The 16,218-nt window shown below is 50.6% G+C and carries 19 protein-coding genes; 16 read left to right on the forward strand and 3 right to left on the reverse strand.

What is annotated here, in order from left to right; genetic code table 11:
• Both ACXLDX_RS03685 and ACXLDX_RS03690 read left to right on the forward strand, forming a co-directional pair.
• Positions 1-402, forward strand: a 402-nt coding sequence (locus tag ACXLDX_RS03685) for a hypothetical protein (protein WP_457575840.1), incomplete at its 5' end; no start/stop codon positions are given.
• A 179-nt stretch (positions 403-581) separates the two neighbouring features.
• On the forward strand, positions 582-1,832 hold the full coding sequence (locus ACXLDX_RS03690) for a 3-deoxy-D-manno-octulosonic acid transferase (RefSeq protein ID WP_457575841.1): 1,251 nt from the start codon (positions 582-584) through the stop codon (positions 1,830-1,832).
• 4 nt (positions 1,833-1,836) lie between these two features.
• On the opposite strand, the gene ACXLDX_RS03695 is transcribed toward ACXLDX_RS03690, so the two are convergent.
• Together ACXLDX_RS03695 and ACXLDX_RS03700 are read right to left on the reverse strand one after the other, a co-directional pair.
• Positions 1,837-2,910 carry an O-antigen ligase family protein gene (locus tag ACXLDX_RS03695; RefSeq protein WP_457575842.1) on the reverse strand — a complete coding sequence of 358 codons (1,074 nt, stop codon included), beginning with the start codon at positions 2,908-2,910 and terminating at the stop codon, positions 1,837-1,839.
• A gap of 128 nt (positions 2,911-3,038) precedes the next feature.
• Positions 3,039-4,241, reverse strand: a complete 1,203-nt coding sequence (locus ACXLDX_RS03700; protein WP_457575843.1) for an iron-containing alcohol dehydrogenase — start codon at positions 4,239-4,241, stop codon at positions 3,039-3,041.
• 135 nt (positions 4,242-4,376) lie between these two features.
• On the opposite strand from ACXLDX_RS03700, the gene ACXLDX_RS03705 reads away from it, so the two are divergent.
• The 5 genes from ACXLDX_RS03705 to ACXLDX_RS03725 all read left to right on the forward strand — a co-directional run bounded on the left by ACXLDX_RS03705 (position 4,377) and on the right by ACXLDX_RS03725 (position 9,826).
• Positions 4,377-4,610, forward strand: a complete 234-nt coding sequence (locus ACXLDX_RS03705; RefSeq protein WP_457575844.1) for a hypothetical protein — start codon at positions 4,377-4,379, stop codon at positions 4,608-4,610.
• A gap of 116 nt (positions 4,611-4,726) precedes the next feature.
• Positions 4,727-6,415, forward strand: a complete 1,689-nt coding sequence (gene ilvB / locus ACXLDX_RS03710) for an acetolactate synthase large subunit (protein WP_457575845.1) — start codon at positions 4,727-4,729, stop codon at positions 6,413-6,415.
• Between the two features lie 18 nt (positions 6,416-6,433).
• Entirely contained in the window at positions 6,434-6,712 is a 279-nt protein-coding gene (locus ACXLDX_RS03715; protein ID WP_457575846.1) for an ACT domain-containing protein, read from the forward strand.
• A gap of 274 nt (positions 6,713-6,986) precedes the next feature.
• The gene (locus ACXLDX_RS03720) at positions 6,987-7,112 is read left to right on the forward strand and encodes a hypothetical protein (protein ID WP_457575847.1); all 126 of its coding nucleotides are present in this window, start codon (positions 6,987-6,989) and stop codon (positions 7,110-7,112) included.
• A 77-nt stretch (positions 7,113-7,189) separates the two neighbouring features.
• Positions 7,190-9,826, forward strand: coding sequence for a PEGA domain-containing protein (locus tag ACXLDX_RS03725; RefSeq protein WP_457575848.1), 2,637 nt, complete (start codon positions 7,190-7,192; stop codon positions 9,824-9,826).
• Here ACXLDX_RS03725 and ACXLDX_RS03730 read toward each other — a convergent pair.
• Positions 9,815-10,012 carry a hypothetical protein gene (locus ACXLDX_RS03730; protein ID WP_457575849.1) on the reverse strand — a complete coding sequence of 66 codons (198 nt, stop codon included), beginning with the start codon at positions 10,010-10,012 and terminating at the stop codon, positions 9,815-9,817. The genes ACXLDX_RS03725 and ACXLDX_RS03730 overlap by 12 nt on opposite strands.
• Before the next feature lie 277 nt (positions 10,013-10,289).
• Between ACXLDX_RS03730 and ACXLDX_RS03735 the strand changes: the two genes are divergently transcribed.
• From ACXLDX_RS03735 to ACXLDX_RS03775, 9 genes are all read left to right on the forward strand, one after another.
• Positions 10,290-10,568 carry a hypothetical protein gene (locus ACXLDX_RS03735; protein ID WP_457575850.1) on the forward strand — a complete coding sequence of 93 codons (279 nt, stop codon included), beginning with the start codon at positions 10,290-10,292 and terminating at the stop codon, positions 10,566-10,568.
• Positions 10,569-10,577: 9 nt separating this feature from the next.
• Positions 10,578-10,790 carry an HRDC domain-containing protein gene (locus ACXLDX_RS03740; RefSeq protein WP_457575885.1) on the forward strand — a complete coding sequence of 71 codons (213 nt, stop codon included), beginning with the start codon at positions 10,578-10,580 and terminating at the stop codon, positions 10,788-10,790.
• Entirely contained in the window at positions 10,774-11,817 is a 1,044-nt protein-coding gene (locus ACXLDX_RS03745; RefSeq protein WP_457575851.1) for a reverse transcriptase domain-containing protein, read from the forward strand. The genes ACXLDX_RS03740 and ACXLDX_RS03745 overlap by 17 nt, the downstream gene beginning before the upstream one ends.
• A gap of 5 nt (positions 11,818-11,822) precedes the next feature.
• Positions 11,823-12,017: an SUMF1/EgtB/PvdO family nonheme iron enzyme gene (locus ACXLDX_RS03750; protein ID WP_457575886.1), complete on the forward strand. Its 195-nt coding sequence runs from the start codon at positions 11,823-11,825 to the stop codon at positions 12,015-12,017.
• Between the two features lie 162 nt (positions 12,018-12,179).
• The gene (locus ACXLDX_RS03755) at positions 12,180-12,707 is read left to right on the forward strand and encodes an REP-associated tyrosine transposase (protein WP_457575852.1); all 528 of its coding nucleotides are present in this window, start codon (positions 12,180-12,182) and stop codon (positions 12,705-12,707) included.
• Between the two features lie 4 nt (positions 12,708-12,711).
• A complete protein-coding gene (locus ACXLDX_RS03760; RefSeq protein ID WP_457575853.1) occupies positions 12,712-12,837 on the forward strand; it encodes a hypothetical protein in 126 nt (41 codons plus the stop codon).
• A gap of 39 nt (positions 12,838-12,876) precedes the next feature.
• Entirely contained in the window at positions 12,877-14,505 is a 1,629-nt protein-coding gene (locus ACXLDX_RS03765; protein WP_457575854.1) for a caspase family protein, read from the forward strand.
• Positions 14,502-15,254: a PP2C family protein-serine/threonine phosphatase gene (locus tag ACXLDX_RS03770; protein WP_457575855.1), complete on the forward strand. Its 753-nt coding sequence runs from the start codon at positions 14,502-14,504 to the stop codon at positions 15,252-15,254. The genes ACXLDX_RS03765 and ACXLDX_RS03770 overlap by 4 nt, the downstream gene beginning before the upstream one ends.
• A 13-nt stretch (positions 15,255-15,267) precedes the next feature.
• Entirely contained in the window at positions 15,268-16,215 is a 948-nt protein-coding gene (locus ACXLDX_RS03775) for a DUF4384 domain-containing protein (RefSeq protein WP_457575856.1), read from the forward strand.
• The last annotated feature ends 3 nt before the right edge of the window (positions 16,216-16,218 follow it).

The raw sequence follows: 16,218 nt of genomic DNA on the forward strand, positions 1-16,218 counted from the left end.
AATAACAGGCTCCAGTTCCGGTGTCCCGGCTGTGGGACAAAGAAAAATATAACAGTTCCGCCCAGTTTGCGAAGAAGAAATATTCGTTGTCACAGGTGTGGAGAAATCACCAGGTGTGTGTTTAACAGGAGAGCCCTTCTGCGGGAACTGCAGAGCGGAAAGGCTGTTCTGGTAACGAATTCCGGGAGAGAACTGGATATAAATCTTTTTGATATTTCGCCAAGGGGAATCGGTTTTGAACTGGCAATAGGGGCGGTCCGAACCAGGGCAGTATCCGTGGGGGACCAGATCCGCCTGCGGTGCAGCTGGAACCAGAGATTACTGGGAGGGGGTCGATTTGTGGTCCAGAATATCAGGGGGCAGCGGGTCGGGGTGAAAAAGATGATGGTTAACATAATATAACCTGAATCCGGCACCTCAGAAAATGGGAAATGATCACACCTGACTTATGCTGAGTCTTTTATTATCCGGTTACCTGTTTTGCAGGAAATTACTCAATTCCGGATGGGCACTGACTATTCACAGGATCCGGCAACTTTATCATTTTATTTCCTGTGAGTAGCTCAAAATAATCGAATTGTATGAGAGAAACATTTCTATTTCGTCTGGTTTTCCTGCTGTACCGATTTCTGTGGAGTTGTGCCATTCCCTTTCTCCTTCATTCGCGTCGCCTGAAGGAGGGGAGTGCGGAGCGTACCCTGAAAAATGTGCTTTTTTCCAGGGTGGATCTCTGGATTCACGCAGCTTCTGCCGGAGAAGCCTATCTGGCCGGGCAACTGGTTGGTGGACTCGAGGTCGGGCGGACGCTGGATATCCTCATCACAACCAATACGTTTCAGGGCAAGGAAATCCTTAAAAAAGTTGCTGCTGACCGGAATCACAGGGTTACCGTCGCCTACATGGTTTTTGATAGTCCGGCACTGGTTCGCAGGGCAGTAAAAATTGCCGACCCCAAACTTCTTATATTGATTGAGCTGGAGATCTGGCCGGCACTTCTGGCGGAAATAGTACGTGTCGGCAGGAAATATATCATTGTCAATGGTCGAATGACTGAAAAGAGTTACGGTGGGTATAAAAGGATCGGTTTCCTCTGGAAAAGACTCAAGCCTGCAGCAGTTCTGGCCATTTCGGAAAATGACAGAGCACGGTTTGCAGACCTTTTTGACCTTGGTCCAGAAAGGGCGCTTCATGTGCCTAACCTTAAATTTGATCGCATCGGAACTTGTCGCTGTCCGGTTGAACATACTGAAAAGCAGAAGATGTCCCTGGTGTTGGCCTCGGTTGGTCGGGATGAGGAGGAGGATATTCTTTTTCTGATCAAAGCGCTGCTGGAAAAATTTCCCGGCCTTCTAATCCATCTCTTTCCCCGTCATATGCACCGTGTTCAGGGATGGATGGAGCGGCTGGAGGAGAATAATATCAGTTGGGTCCTGCAGTCTTCCAAAGAGGATACGGACAATTTTTCTGTAGTGATCCGTGATGTATTCGGGGAACTGGTGGAGGAGTACAGGAGGGCGAACAGTGTTTTTGTCGGTGGCAGCCTTGCCCCCATAGGCGGGCAGAATTTCATGGAAGCCTTTATGAACGGGGTTGTGCCGGTGACCGGTCCGTTTCTTTCTGATTTTTCCTGGGTTGGGGAGGAGGTTTTCAGGGAGGGGCTGGTAAAAATGGGAAACAACCGCGAAGATGTTCTGGATCTGCTGGTGGAGTCCCTTGAAAATCCGGTGGACAAGGCTGCTTTTGCAAAAAAGGTGAATCGTTATATTGTCGGGAAACAGGGGGGGACTGAAAAAACCTGTGAATTTATCAAAAATTTTCTGAAAGAATCATGAACTCTCAAGTTTTCATGATCACGTCATGTTTTGAAAACGTTAATGAATGATGCTGGGTAGTAGCCAGAAGAGCGGCGGCCATAAAGGCAAAAAAATGACCCTGCTGGGAATCGTAGAGAAACGAATTGAGCAGGCATCCTGTAGCCATACTGATGATAACACCCTGCAACAGCCAGCCATCCGGTCTGGGCATTTTTGATGATTTCAGCAGGGCGAGGAAGAAAAGAAGCAGAAACAGCAGGAGTCCAACGCTTCCCAGTTGAACTGCAATGAAAAGATATTCGTTATGGGGATTGTCGGTTCGCTTGACTCCGGTTCCCTTGATCAGTTTGTCATGAGCCACCCCGAAGCCACCTGTTCCATATCCGAAAAGCGGTCTGTCCTGGAAAAGTGTTATGCAGTCAATATACCAGTCGAGCCGCATACCCATTGATGTTCGCGAGCATCCGTGTTCATGTTCGTAGGCACGGACTTCGGCAATGGCCTTGTTTATTCTTGAAGAAATATTTGCCGAAGAAAAATAGAGTGCCGAACAGAGGCCGACCAGCATGAGCATGGCTGCAGCCTGCATCCTGAAAGAGAAACGCTGGGTGCAGAAAAGCAGGCCGAGAACGATCAGGACCAGCATGCCGATTCTGCCCGGGGCGACATAGCCGATATTGGCCAGGGCCGCAAAAGTGATAATAAGCCAGAAATACCTGTATTGTTTTGAATCGGCTGTTCTATGGGCAGACCAGAAAGCCAGCACAGCCATGAAAAATGAGTGTGTAATATGATAGACCAGAGAATTACCGTATCTGTCCGAAGGGATGACTCCAAATTTCATGAAAAATGAAACGATCATCAGGACAATACAACCTGCGACAAAACTGTTTATGGCGTTTATTCGTGCTCCCGGCCTGCCGTCGAGGAGTGAAACAACAATGGGCAGCAGGATCAGTTCCCGGTATTTCTTCAGGTTGGCAAGACCATCAGACAGTTCTGCCGGTGAGTAGAGCAGCCCTATGATAAAGAGGAGAAAGAGGAGTAGCGAGACCAGTGCTGCCGGGTAGTTCCTCAGTATTTTCGGTAAGTTCATGAACCTTCCTGACAGAAACCAGAAGAGTACGGCCATGATGGAGAAAAGTGCGGTAAAGGCTGTGGATAGAGGTATGAAAAAGCAGGTTGCGGTGAGCGAAAAGATACTTGCCCGGGTGAAAAAGGAAATCATTGTAATCTGGAGGAGAGAATGTGCAGAAGATCTTCACGGGTCAGCTGCACAGGATTAAATTTGTTGTTCGAGGCGGAGATTATTCTTTCTAGATCATTGGAATTCATGCCGAAGATATTGAATGTCGGCAGTTTGAACAGTTCGGTCAGCCGAACCAGCTCATCTATGAAGAAGTCCTGGAACCAGTTGTCGGTCTTTTGGGATTTTTTACTGAAAATTTTACCCAGGTTCGAGTATTTCCGCAGGCCATTCTCCTCAATATCCGTTTTTTCTGCAGACGCTCTCAATGCGTAAAGTGTGGTTTGGTTGGTTGTCGCCATCAGAGAGCCGCAGACTGTTCCGTGGGGAATATTAAAAAAACCGCCGATGGTTCCCGCCAGCCCATGAACGGTTCCCAGGCCGGCATTGCTCAGAACAATACCGGAAAGCAGGGCTGCATAAGCCATGTCTGATCTGGCCTGAAGGTTGGAACCATTGAGAAACGCAGTTTCCAGGGACCTGGCAATGGCATGGAGACCATCAAGGGCCAGGCAATCCGTCATGGATGATGCACGGGTGGAGAGATATGCTTCAACCAGCTGGCTGAAACAATCCATGCCGCAGGAGGCAGTAAGAGATGGCGGGCAGGTGATGGCGAGTTCCGGATCCACAAGGGCAAGGTCAGGAAAATAGTTTGAATGACGTAAAGATTTTTTAAAACCGTTTTGGCCGGGAGATCGGATCACCGCGTTATTTGTCGTTTCACTTCCTGTTCCGGCTGTTGTCGGGATGGCAATAAAGGGCAGTTTTCGACCGGTGGGCTGTCTGTTGCCTACTCCTTCAAGAAAGAGGGTAATGGGCTCCTGTTCAACCAGCATGGCGGAAATGGCTTTACCCGCGTCAAGAACACTACCGCCTCCGACCGCGATAACCATATCAACAGGGGAATCCTGAAGTCGGGAGACGGCTTCGTCTACCAGGTCCGGCGTGGGTTCTGAGGAAATCCGAATGACAGGTGTTTCCCCGGATCCGGTATAGTCACTCATTCTGTCCATGACTTTTTGCCAGGTGCTGTTGTTTTCCAGAGATGCGGAGCCGAGGACAAAAATCGGTTTCATGCCAAAAGAATCATACAGATCAGGCAGTTCAGATATTTTTCCCGGACCGAATGAAACAGGAGGGATTGCTGTAAAATGAAAAGGAGAAACCATTTTTCTCATAACCTGTCGAAGGATTTTGGTATGAATTGTTCTACAATACCTTTTGCGATTCTTTTCGCAACCGTAATCTCCTCGTGGCCTGAATCCAATCTGAATGACTGCTTGGTCGAAAAGGCCCTTTTGGTACAATAAGTAATGAAAGTTTCCTATGCCGTATACTTCCGGCCACCTGAATTTATACTTAAGAAAAAGCTTGACTGGCACGGATTCTTCTGCTATCAGAAAATCATAGACGACTGTTTCGTCATTTTTATCTTACTTACGGCGTATATGATTTCACCTCTTTCCACCATCAGCGTTTTTATTCTCGCAGTGCTGGTCCTCAGCGTGGTGGTCGTGGTCCGAAAGGTTGAAGGCGGAGTGCCGTGAGGGGATAAAATCCAGTAAAATAAATCACTTAAACCCCTGTTGGCGCTCCGCCGGCGGGGGTTTTTCTTTTCCTCCGTGCAGAAAACCAACGGGATAAACAACAGGAGGAGAAAATCATGGAAACGATGAATGGAGCTCAGCTTATCATCAAAATGCTGGAGCGTCAGGGAATCAATATAATTGCCGGTATTCCAGGCGGTGCCAATCTTCCCCTTTATGATGCGTTGCAGAAAAGTAAAAGTATCAGGCATATTCTCTGTCGGCATGAACAGGGGGCCGGCTTTCTGGCTCAGGGAATCGCACGATCCACCGGGAAGGCCGGTGTCTGTTTTGCCACGTCAGGGCCCGGAGCCACCAATATTCTGACAGCCATTGCCGATGCCTATCTCGATTCTATTCCGGTTGTCTGTATAACCGGGCAGGTTCCGGCATCCCTTATTGGTACGGATGCCTTTCAGGAGGTTGATACCTATGGCATGAGTATTCCCATCACCAAGCACAACTATCTGGTGAGAGAGGTTGAAGAACTTCTGGAGATTATACCGAAGGCTTTTGAACTTGCCCTCTCCGGTCGTCCCGGACCGGTATTGATTGATGTGCCGAAGGATGTTCAGACTGCATCAATCAGTTTCTCTGATTTACCGAAACCTGGCCGAAGGGCCGCGGGGCCGAGGGCGGAAGATTGGCAGCTTCGGGCGGCGGCAACCCTCATAAACAGGGCAAAACGGCCGATTCTCTGTCTGGGTGGAGGTGTTATTCTGGGAGAAGCTGCAGTTGAAGCGCGGGCACTGCTGGAAAAAAATTCTCTGCCTGCCACCATGACCCTTCTGGGACTGGGCAGTCTGCCGGAGAATCATCCCCTCTCCCTTGGAATGCTCGGTATGCACGCGGCCCGCTCAACCAACATGGCCCTGCAGGAGTGTGATCTTTTTATTGCCGCCGGAGCCAGGTTTGACGATCGGGCCACCGGCAGGATTGTCGAGTTCTGTCCGGACGCCCATGTTATCCATATGGACATTGATCCCAGTGAAGTTTCCAAATTAAAAAGCGCCAATGTTGGCCTGGTTGGTGATGTGAAGGAATCTCTTAAGGCATTGCTGCCGCTGGTAGAACGCAACGAAAGGACAATCTGGCGAAACCAGATCGAGGTCCTGCAGGAGATGTATCCCATGACGTCACCCGATGCCATTGTTCCGGAAAAACCCTACGGTCTGATTCTGAAAATTTCAGAACTGATGGGGAAAAACTGTTTTGTGGCGACGGACGTGGGCAAGCATCAGATGTGGACTGCCCAGGTCTATCCGTTAGAGAGGCCGCGTCAGCTTCTGACATCGGGCGGGCTGGGCACCATGGGATTTGGGCTGCCGGCGGCTATCGGAGCGGCCCTTGCAAATCCTGACAGTCAGGTGGTCCTTTTTACCGGAGACGGCAGTTTGCAGATGAATATTCAGGAACTGGCGACCGCTGTTGAGCAGCAGGTGAACATCAAAATAATCGTCATGAACAACAAATCTCTGGGGCTCGTACGTCAGCAGCAGAACCTGTTCTATGACCGGAATTGTTTCGCTTCGGATTTTCAGATCGATGTTGATTTTGCGGCCATAGCCAAGGGGTTCGGCATGAAGGCTTTTCATACCGGTCCCGGATGTGATCTTCCCTACCTTCTGTCGAGAATATTGAATGAAGAGGGACCGTGTCTGATCAATGTTCCTGTTGCCGTGGAGGAGGAGGTTTACCCGATGGTGCCTCCGGGGGCGGCCAACAGTGAGATGCTGGGCGGATACAATGCTGAAAAATGTGAATAGTAAAGCGAGGAAAAACCGATGAAAGAAGCAATTACCGTATTGGAGCTGACAGTGAACAATCATCCGGGAGTCATGTCCCATATCTGTGGTCTTTTTTCACGCAGGGCATACAATCTTGAGGGAATAGTCTGTGTTCCTGAAAAGAGCGGGAAAACGAGTCGGATGTGGCTGCAGGTTGTGGAACAGGTGAAACTGGATCAGGTTATCAAGCAAATTCAAAAACTGCCAGATGTGCTGCTGGTTGAAAAGCACGGGGCGGAACATGAGGCCTTTGCCGGAGTCAAGTCTCTGGTCTGACAGTTCGAGAGAAAATTCTGATTGTCCGTGAAACTCAGCTGGAGTGGTGTCAGGCTGAGTTTTGTCCGTGATTGGAAAAAACTTGCGTCCTGCTCGGTGGCAGGTGATTTTTATGGTTTCATAGTTACCATGCTCCAGCGTGGGAACCTGGCCGGAACGCTCCGCGTGCCAAAGCCCGCAACGGCAGGAAACTGTAAATACAGTGTGGCTGCCAGTATGCAATGTTGGGCATTTTGAGACACGAAACATCCGGTATTTGTTCCCACGCCGGAGCATGGGAACTATGGTGGTGCCGGAGCATGGGAACTATGGAGGTGCCGGAGCATGGAGACTATGCTGGTGCCGGAGCAGGGATACTGCCTTTGCCGGAGTCAGGTCTCTGGCCCGACAGGAGACTTGACGTGGGGTTGATTTGGTGTTAGGTGTCATTTTTAAAATTTAAAATTTAAAAATTTCCCTAAACCCAGTCGGAGAACTATGCAGACATGTTGGAAATGCAGCAAGGAAATTCCCGAAGGCAGCCCCTCCTGCCCGCACTGTAAAGCCCCTTTAAGCCGGGACGCGGTAGACAATATGGCAACCATCGGCCCCGGCGGGGCGCCGGATATCCAGATAGTGGTCGGTGTTGTTGTTAAAGAGCGTTACGAGATACAAAGAGAGATAGGCCGTGGCGGTATGGGGATCGTCTATCTCGCCCATGACCGGATGATGGACAAACAGGTAGCTCTCAAGGTTATCCCCCAGGAGCTCTGCATGGATCCGCGCGCGGTTGGTGACCTCAAGCGGGAAACGGGTATAGCCATGGGACTGACCCATGAAAATATCGTCCGCCTGCATACCCTCGATACCTGGGAAGGCCAGGCCTTTGTGGTAATGGAATACGTGGGCGGTGGTACCCTGGCCCATCTCCAGGCCGGAGTTACTCTCGGCCTTGAAGAAATACTGCCTGTTGTCCGGCAGATTGCCAAAGCCCTTGACTACTCCCATTCCGCGAGTCCCGCGGTGATCCATCGTGACCTGAAACCGCTCAATATCCTGCTGACCGAAGACGGTACACCCAAGATAGCCGATTTCGGCCTTGCCCGGGTAATGCGTGACTCCGCCACCCGCATTTCCGGCCATGACAGTGCCGGCACCCTTGCCTATATGGCGCCGGAACAGTTGCGTGGCAAGGGTATTGGCAAGGCAACGGATATCTACGCCTTTGCGGCTATAATCTACGAGCTGCTGTCGGGTAACCCGCCCTTTTATACCGGTGACCTGCGCTGGCAGATAATGCATGAGGAAGTTGAACCGATTGCAGGCCTGCCGGATTATGTCAACGCAGCGCTTTTGGCAGGGCTTGCAAAAGAGCGTGAAGATCGTCCGCAGTCCGCCGGGGAGCTTGTGGGGATGTTGACCGGTGAAAAGCAAGTGGTGCAGGGCAGAAAAAGGCAGCAGAAGAAAAAGAAAAAACCGGCAGGACGCAAGCAGGCAGGACGCAGCAAATATCTCTTTGCCGGTTTGGGCTTTCTGCTGGTGGCTGCTCTGGCCGTGGGGGGCTATTACTATTCTTTCGATGTTGGGCAACTTGTTCGGGGCGGGCCGATCCTCAGTGTGGAAAGTGAGCCACCCGGAGCCCTGCTCTTTGTCGATGACGGCCGGGTGGAAAAAACACCCACAGCCGTCTCCGATCTGGCCAACGGCACCCATACCGTTCGTCTGGAACTGGAGAAATATCTGGTTCACACGGAAAAGATCTTTATTCAGCAGGATAAACCCATCCACCTGACTGCAAAACTTGTTCCCGAACCCTTTGGTGATCTCCGCTTTGAGAGCACACCGGCTGGTGCGGAGATATTTATTGAAAAGAAAGCAGTTGGCACCACACCAGCAACAGTGGAACATATTGATGCCGGTAACCATCTAATAGAATTGAAAAAGAAAGGTTTTGACCCGTGGCAGCGTAAGGTGGAAGTCAAACCGCTTGTAACCGGTGAGGTTGTTGCCGATCTGGTTTCCATTTATGGCGGCCTGCAGATTACAAGTAAACCTGCCGGGGCAACTGTGCTGCTTGACGGCCAAAAACTGGGGAAAACACCCTACGGTTTTTCCCAGGTTCTTAAAGGACAATATAAGCTTGGTCTGCAACTGAAAAAATATAAGCCCTGGCAGAAAAACATAGAAGTAGAAGCCTCGCAGACAGTAATCCAACATGTTGAACTTGATGAACTAAAGCAGGGTCAGGTTAAATTGAGTTCTGTACCTTCCGGGGCAAGAGTTTCGGTGGATGGAAAACCTGTTGGCACAACACCGCTGGTAGTAGATCATTTGCCGGGTCGGATTGATGTCGCAATGACATTGCCTATGTACAAACCGTGGCAAAAACAGGTCAAGGTCCTGGCTGGTGAAACGGTATCCGCCCATGCTGGTTTGGCGCGGGTAACACAGTTTAAAGATACAGTAACCGGTATGGAGTTCACATGGGTAAAAGGCGGCTGTTACCGGATGGGTGATACCTTTGGCGGTGGATACAGCGATGAAAAGCCCGTCCATAAAGTGTGTGTGGATGGTTTTTATATAGGGAAATACGAAGTAACCCAGGGAGAGTACAAGAAGATTATGGGGGGCAATCCATCCAGATTCAAAAAAGGTGATCGCTATCCGGTGGAAAGAGTGAGTTGGAACGATGCCCAGGCGTTTATTAAAAAGCTGAACAACCGAACAGGCAAAAAATACAGACTGCCAACGGAAGCCGAGTGGGAATATGCGGCCAGAAGCGGAGGCAAAAACGAGAAATACGCAGGTGCAAACAGGCCGGAATCTGTTGCCTGGTTTGATGATAACAGCGGCAGCTCAACCCATAGGGTAGGCACGAAATCCGCCAACGGTTTGGGTCTTTATGATATGTCCGGCAATGTCTGGGAATGGTGTCAGGACTGGTACGACAGTGGTTACTATGGTAAGAGTCCAGAGAATAACCCCGGGGGGCCATCGTCAGGCTCGAACCGCGTGAATCGCGGCGGCAGTTGGAACTACGCGGCCAGGGGCGTGCGTACTGCGAACCGTGACAGGGATTCGCCGGGCAATCGGATCGGCAATCTGGGTTTCCGTCTTGTTCTTTCAGGACAGTAGTGTGCCGGGTACGGCAAGGACCATCGCCATCCGGCCGGGGCTGCCGGGGCGGCCTGGCGTCACCCGACGGGTCGGGTGCGTCGGTCCGTCACGCTGCTCCGGACGCATGGCGATGAAAAGGGGAGGGGGGGGGAATAGTTCCCACGCTCCAGCGTGGGAACCTGCTAAGGACGCTCTGCGTCCCAAAGTCCACAATGACAGGCAACCGCATTCCCTGCATGTACAATGTAGAGTGGTGGCCAATGTTCAATGTTGGCATCCTTTTGGAAGCATGACGTTACCATGGTGAGGTTATGACGCGGAGCGTCCGATATATGTTCCCACGCCGGAGCATGGGAACAATGTTGGCGCCGGAGTGTGGAAACAATGCTGTGTACCCACGCCGTAGTGTGGGTACAATGTATGCCTGGCGTTTATGGTTCCCACGCTCCAGCGTGGGAACTAAAGTGAACAGTGAAGAATAATGATGGGCATTGGATATCGTTTTTTTACCATAAATACTCGTGACAGCGAGATTGGCGAGGAGAGGCTGAACAATTTTTTATGCACTGTTACCGTAGTGTCGGTACGAAGAGAATTTGTTGCCGACGGCGGCAATTCCTTCTGGTCTGTCTCTGTTGAGTATATGGAGTCTGCAAAAAATGATGGAGAAGGGAAAAGGAAGTCTGTCAAGTCAAGGGTGGATTATAAAAAAATCCTGTCTCCGGATGATTTTACTCTTTTTGCAAAGCTGAGAGACTGACGGCGTGAGATTGCCGATAAAACCGGGTTGCCCCTTTATAACATAATGAATAATGAACAGTTGGCCGGGCTTGCGAAACGGCGGCCCGCCAACAGGGCGGAACTGACGGCTATCGACGGTATCGGTGAGGGCAGGGCGGATAAATACGGTGAAACCGTTATTGCAATAGTGGCAGAATATAATCAAGGCAGAGAAGTCGAACAGGATGAAAAGAGCAGGTAATCTCTATGACCTGGTACATACTTACGAAAATATATGTCTTGCCTATGTAAAAGCCAGGAAGGGTAAACAGAGCAGGCAGTATGTCGTCGAGTATGCAAAACATTTACAAAAAAACCTGCAGGCACTGCGACAGCAGTTGCTGGAAGAGAACTGTTCGGTTGGCAATTACCGTTTTTTTTACGTGTTTGATCCCAAGAAACGGCTGATCTGCGCAGCACCCTTTGCCGAGAGGGTACTGCACCATGCAATTATGAATATCTGCGAACCTGTTCTGGAGCAGAGTGCGATCCATGATTCCTACGCCTGTCGCAGGGGCAAAGGATTGTACGCAGCCATTGAGAGATGTCAAAAATTTTCCAGGCGCTATCACTATTATTTACAAATTGACATCAAACACTATTTTGATACCATAGATCATGACACCCTGCTGGAGCTTTTACAGAGAAAAATTAAAGACAGGCGATTATTGGACCTTTTCGGGAAGATTTTTGCCACCTATTCCATCACACCGGGAACTGGTTTACCGATCGGCAACCTGATTTCCCAGCATTGTGCCAATTTTTATCTTGCTGTCTTTGATCACTGGATAAAAGAACAGCGGAAAATACCTGGGTATATACGGTATATGGATGATTGCCTGTTGTTCAGTGACAGTCGTGAAGTTTTGCGCGGAGAGTTGAAGAATTTACGTATTTACCTGGCTGAGACACTTGGTCTTACTGTGAAAAACTCCGTTCAGCTTCATCGATGTTCACTTGGAATTGCGTTTTTAGGGTATGTTATATTTCCAGGGCGTATCCTGCTTGGCAAACGGAGTCGAAGGAGGTTTGCAGCCAGGCTTGATGAGTATGAGCAGCAATGGCTGGCGGGTAAGTGGGATACACCCACATTGGTCGCCCATGTTGAGCCGTTGATTGCGTTTACCCGGCAGGCGGATGCTCTTGGCTTTCGGCAGAAATTTTTTGCCGGGAGACAGAATATGGTAGAACAGATTATGGAGAGAGATTTTACCGGTTACGATCGGTGAAGAGGGTGCAGCCCATAAGCTCGAACCGCGTGAATCGCGGCGGCAGTTGGAACAACACGGCCAGGAACGTGCGTACAGCGAACCGTAACAGGAATTCGCCGGGCAATCGGAACAACAATCTGGGTTTCCGTCTTGTTCTTTTCAGCACACAGGGAGGCGGAGTCTCCCGATGTCCAGGGTTGTATCCTGCTCAGATGTGAGCGAAAACAGCAGTAAGCCTTCCGGGGCTGGTAGCACCGCAGTCGGATGACAGGTGCGAAGGTCCCGGTTGAGGTTTGAATACTGTATAATTATAATTGTTCCCATGCTCCGGCGTGGGAACCCGCTGCGGACGCTCCGCGTCAAAAAAGCAATCAACCACAATGGGAAGAAGCCGCTACCTGATAACCGAACCTGACAAACCGCACTTCCTGACGTGTACGGTTGTAGAGTGGTTGCCGGTGTTCACCCGCCCGGAAACGGTGGACATTCTTCTGGAAACATGGCGCTATCAGAGGCAGAACGGGTTGAAGTTGTACGGTTATGTTATCCTGGAGAACCATTGTCATTTTATTGCCCGGGCGGAGAGGCTGGATAAATGTGTTAGCAGCTTCAAGTCATTTACGGCTCGCAAGATTATTGATGCTCTGCACTCACGACGGGTGGAGATACTGCTGTCTCGTCTGCGTGGTGCAAAAAAGAAGCATAAGCACGATCGGCAATACCAGTTCTGGCAGGAAGGAAGTCATGCTGAATTGATTCTTGACGAGAAAATGATGCGTGCAAAACTTGATTATATCCATGGTAACCCGGTTAAACGCGGCTATGTTGGACAGGCTGAACATTGGCGCTATTCGAGTGCCGGGAATTACTTTCGTGGAGAGGGTTTGCTAGATATTGACTGCTGGTGAGTTTGTGACGCGGAGCGTCCGGGGTTGTGTTCCCACGCTGGAGCGTGGGAACAATGCTGATGCTGGAGCGTGGGAACAATGTCAGGCCGAAGCATGGGGAACAATGCTGGAGCAACAGGTAGTCGGCTGACGGATAAAAAGTAGTTGTCAACAACTTTATGAAAAAAGGATGAAACTGAAAAAAATATTTATTTCTGTTATTCTGTTTCTTGTTACTCCCTGTATTGTCGCCGCTGCAGACCAGGGGACCTGGAAGGCCCTGATTATTGGTATAGGTGATTACCAGGACAGGCGTGTAACCGATCTGCGCACGCCGGTGTCGGATGGCCGGGAGTTGGCAAAAATATTGTCGGAGGGATATGGTTTTGAGGTAACCACCCTGTTTGATCGGCAGGCCACCTGGGACAATATTGATACCGCTCTGCGCAAACTGATTGTTGAAAGCACTGAGGACGATTCGGTGCTGATATACTATGGCGGCCATGGTGATCTTGACGAGGAGCTTGGTGAGGGCTGGTGGTATCCGGTTGACGCGGTGCCCGGCAAAAGACAGACCTATCTAAAGAACAGTGATCTGAGAGAGCTCATCAAGAGAATGCCCGCCAGGCATGTACTGCTTGTTTCCGACTCCTGCTTTGCCGGTTCCCTGTTCGGGGATTACCGGTCTTTTTCCGCGAAGATTGATGATCGATATCACCAGCGTCTCTACCGGAGCAAAAGTCGCCAGGGCCTGACCTCCGGCGGCAAGGAGCCGGTGCTGGACGGGGGCAGTGAGGGCCATTCCATCTTTGCCTATCATTTTCTGAAATTTCTGCGAACCACAGACCGGGATATCTTCTCGGTTGGAGAGTTGTTTACGCAGATCGCTCCAGTGGTCACCAATAATTCCATCCAGAAACCGGAATGTCTGCCCATTCTCTTTACCGGCCATGAGCAGGGTGAGTTTGTTTTTGTCCGCAGCGGCGCGGATATTAAAAATTATGTTTCCAGTACAGTTGTTACATCGCTTCCCCGGGTGAAGCAGGCAGGTAATGGTCTTAAACAGCTCCGGTTTGGTTCTGGTCTGGCTGTCGGTTTTGTGCTGCTTTCACTGTTTCTTCTGCCCCGGGTGTCTTCCCGCAGGAAGGAAAAGCATTTGGCCAGGGCCATTGCCAAAAGAGACGGCGGGGAAATTATGCGGATGCTTAAAAGCAAATCCTGTAGAAATGAAGATCTGCTGGCTGAAGCAAAGGAGCTTGTCCGCCCGGCTGCCGGTTTGATGCTTGAAGGGATCAGGCAGGTTATTGTTATTGCGCCCGGCCCCAGGCAGGGTGTCGGGCGGGGAGAACGCTGGCCTCTTTCCGTCAGTGACCCGCATGTGTCGAGAAAACCCCACGGGTGGCTGCTGCTGAGTGATGGCGGATTTTCCATCAACAGTGATGGAGGGGAAATAATGGTGAATGATGAGCCTGTGTCAACATCGCCACTAAAGGAAAAGGATTGTATCGCAATCGGTCCGGTAACTGTTCTGGTTGTCGAAAGGGCTGTTCATGGTAAAGGAATGGTACTGGCAGTTCGGAGCGGACCGGAAAAAGGAAAAAGGCTGGTTTTGCTTGGCGGTTCTGCGCCCCTGCACTGGATAACCGGACAGCGGGAAAGCAGCGGAAGTCTGAGCTGGCGGCAGGGACGGCCGTGTATCAGTGTGAAGGAGAATGATAGTCACCCTCTGGCTGCCGGAACCGGGTGCTCGGAATTTTTACTGGCAGTTGGAGATGTATTGAGGGTTGATGAACAGGACTGGATGGTGAAGATTCTATGATTTTGAACAGACTGGCCGGGTTATTTTTTCGCGGTGGGTCACGTGGGGAAATAACACCAATAGCAGCCGGCAGAAGCGATATCGGCAGGTTGCGGAAGAATAATGAAGACAGTCTGCTGATCGCGGAGGAGATCGGGTTATACCTGGTCAGTGATGGTATGGGCGGGCACAGAGGTGGAGAAACTGCCAGCAAATGTGCGGCGGATACCATTGCCGCTGAAATCCGGGCCGGAAAAACGCTGAAGGATTCTCTGCTTGCCGCACACAGGGAAATTGCCGGGCTGGGAACGGGAAAGGAGGATACGCATTCAAGGCCGGGCAGCACGGTTGTGGCATTACTGCTAACGTGTAACTCCTGGCAACTGTGCTGGGTTGGTGACTCCAGGGGCTGGTTATTGCACAAGGGGAACCTGCAGCAGCTCAGTGTTGATCATACCGTGGTGCAGCAGATGGTGAACTGGGGGGATATCAGTGAGAAAGAGGCCCTGACACACCCTGATCGAAATCAACTCAGCCAGGCGCTCGGTTCCCGTGATGTGCCCCCTGTGGTTGGTTGTGTTGACGGCCGCCTGGAGCGGGGAATGCGTTTTTTACTGGCAACCGACGGTATGGCCTTGTGGAATGAGCCCGGGAAACTGGCAGAAATACTTGGTTCCGGTGATGGGAATACTGTTGTTGATCGGTTGATTGAGTTGAGCCTGGCTGAAGGTGGCAGGGATAATGTGAGTTGTGTGGTGGTGAGCTGTTAAGAGGAATAAAAATATGAAAACAAAAAACCGTATTGTGCGGCTGATTATACTGATTTTTCTGGCGTTGCCGGCAATATTCTTTCCGGCTGCCGGTTGTCTGGCCAGACAGACGTTTTATGGCGCAGCCGAACGGCTGTTTCAGGGTGTGGAACAGGGCAGGGTGGTAGGTTTCGTTGAGCTGACCGGAAGCAACGGTGAGAGCTCGAAACTTTCTGCCGAAATATTTCAGCAGATTGAACCTGTTCTTATCCGTGTGGGCATGAAGAGGAAGTTGTCATTTATAGAGAAAAAGAATCTGAAACTGATTTTCGATGAATGGGCGCTTAATTTATCGGGTGCCACTGCCGATGCCGGGGCGGGAACACTGCTCGGTACCGATTATATCATTACCGGTAAGGTTCGGCTTGATGGCGGTTTTGTTCAGTGCAGTCTGAAACTTATCGACCTCAAAAACGGGAAGATAGTTGCGGTGGCAGAAGGGTATTTAAAGGCGCAGCCGTATTATTATCAGTGGGAAGACCTGGAAAAAGACATGGTGGCCGGGGACTCGCGGACGGCATCGAACAGAGGGGAAAGTTCCGATGGTATGCTGCGTTTCTGGACGGACAAAGAACAGTATTTTCCGGGTGACACCATTAAGATATTTTTCGAGGTCACTGAGCCGTTGTTTGTGCAGATTATCGATGTAACTCCGGATGGTGAGGTAACGGTAATTTATCCCAATGTGTATCAGCCCGGCAGGCTTTGTGAGCCCGGCAGGATATACCGTGTTCCACCGGAGAATGGAGAATTTATCCTGGAAGTTACACCTCCTGCCGGAGTTGACAGGCTTAAGGCACTGGCGAGCACTTCACCTTTTCCGAAAAATTTTACTGCCGGGACACGGGGAATCCGCTTGACGAAAAAAATTGTCGATTCCGCAGCGGTCAGGGCCGCATTATCATTTAAGATTGGGGAGTAGTGA

The sequence above is a fragment of the Desulfomarina sp. genome (assembly GCF_054039375.1).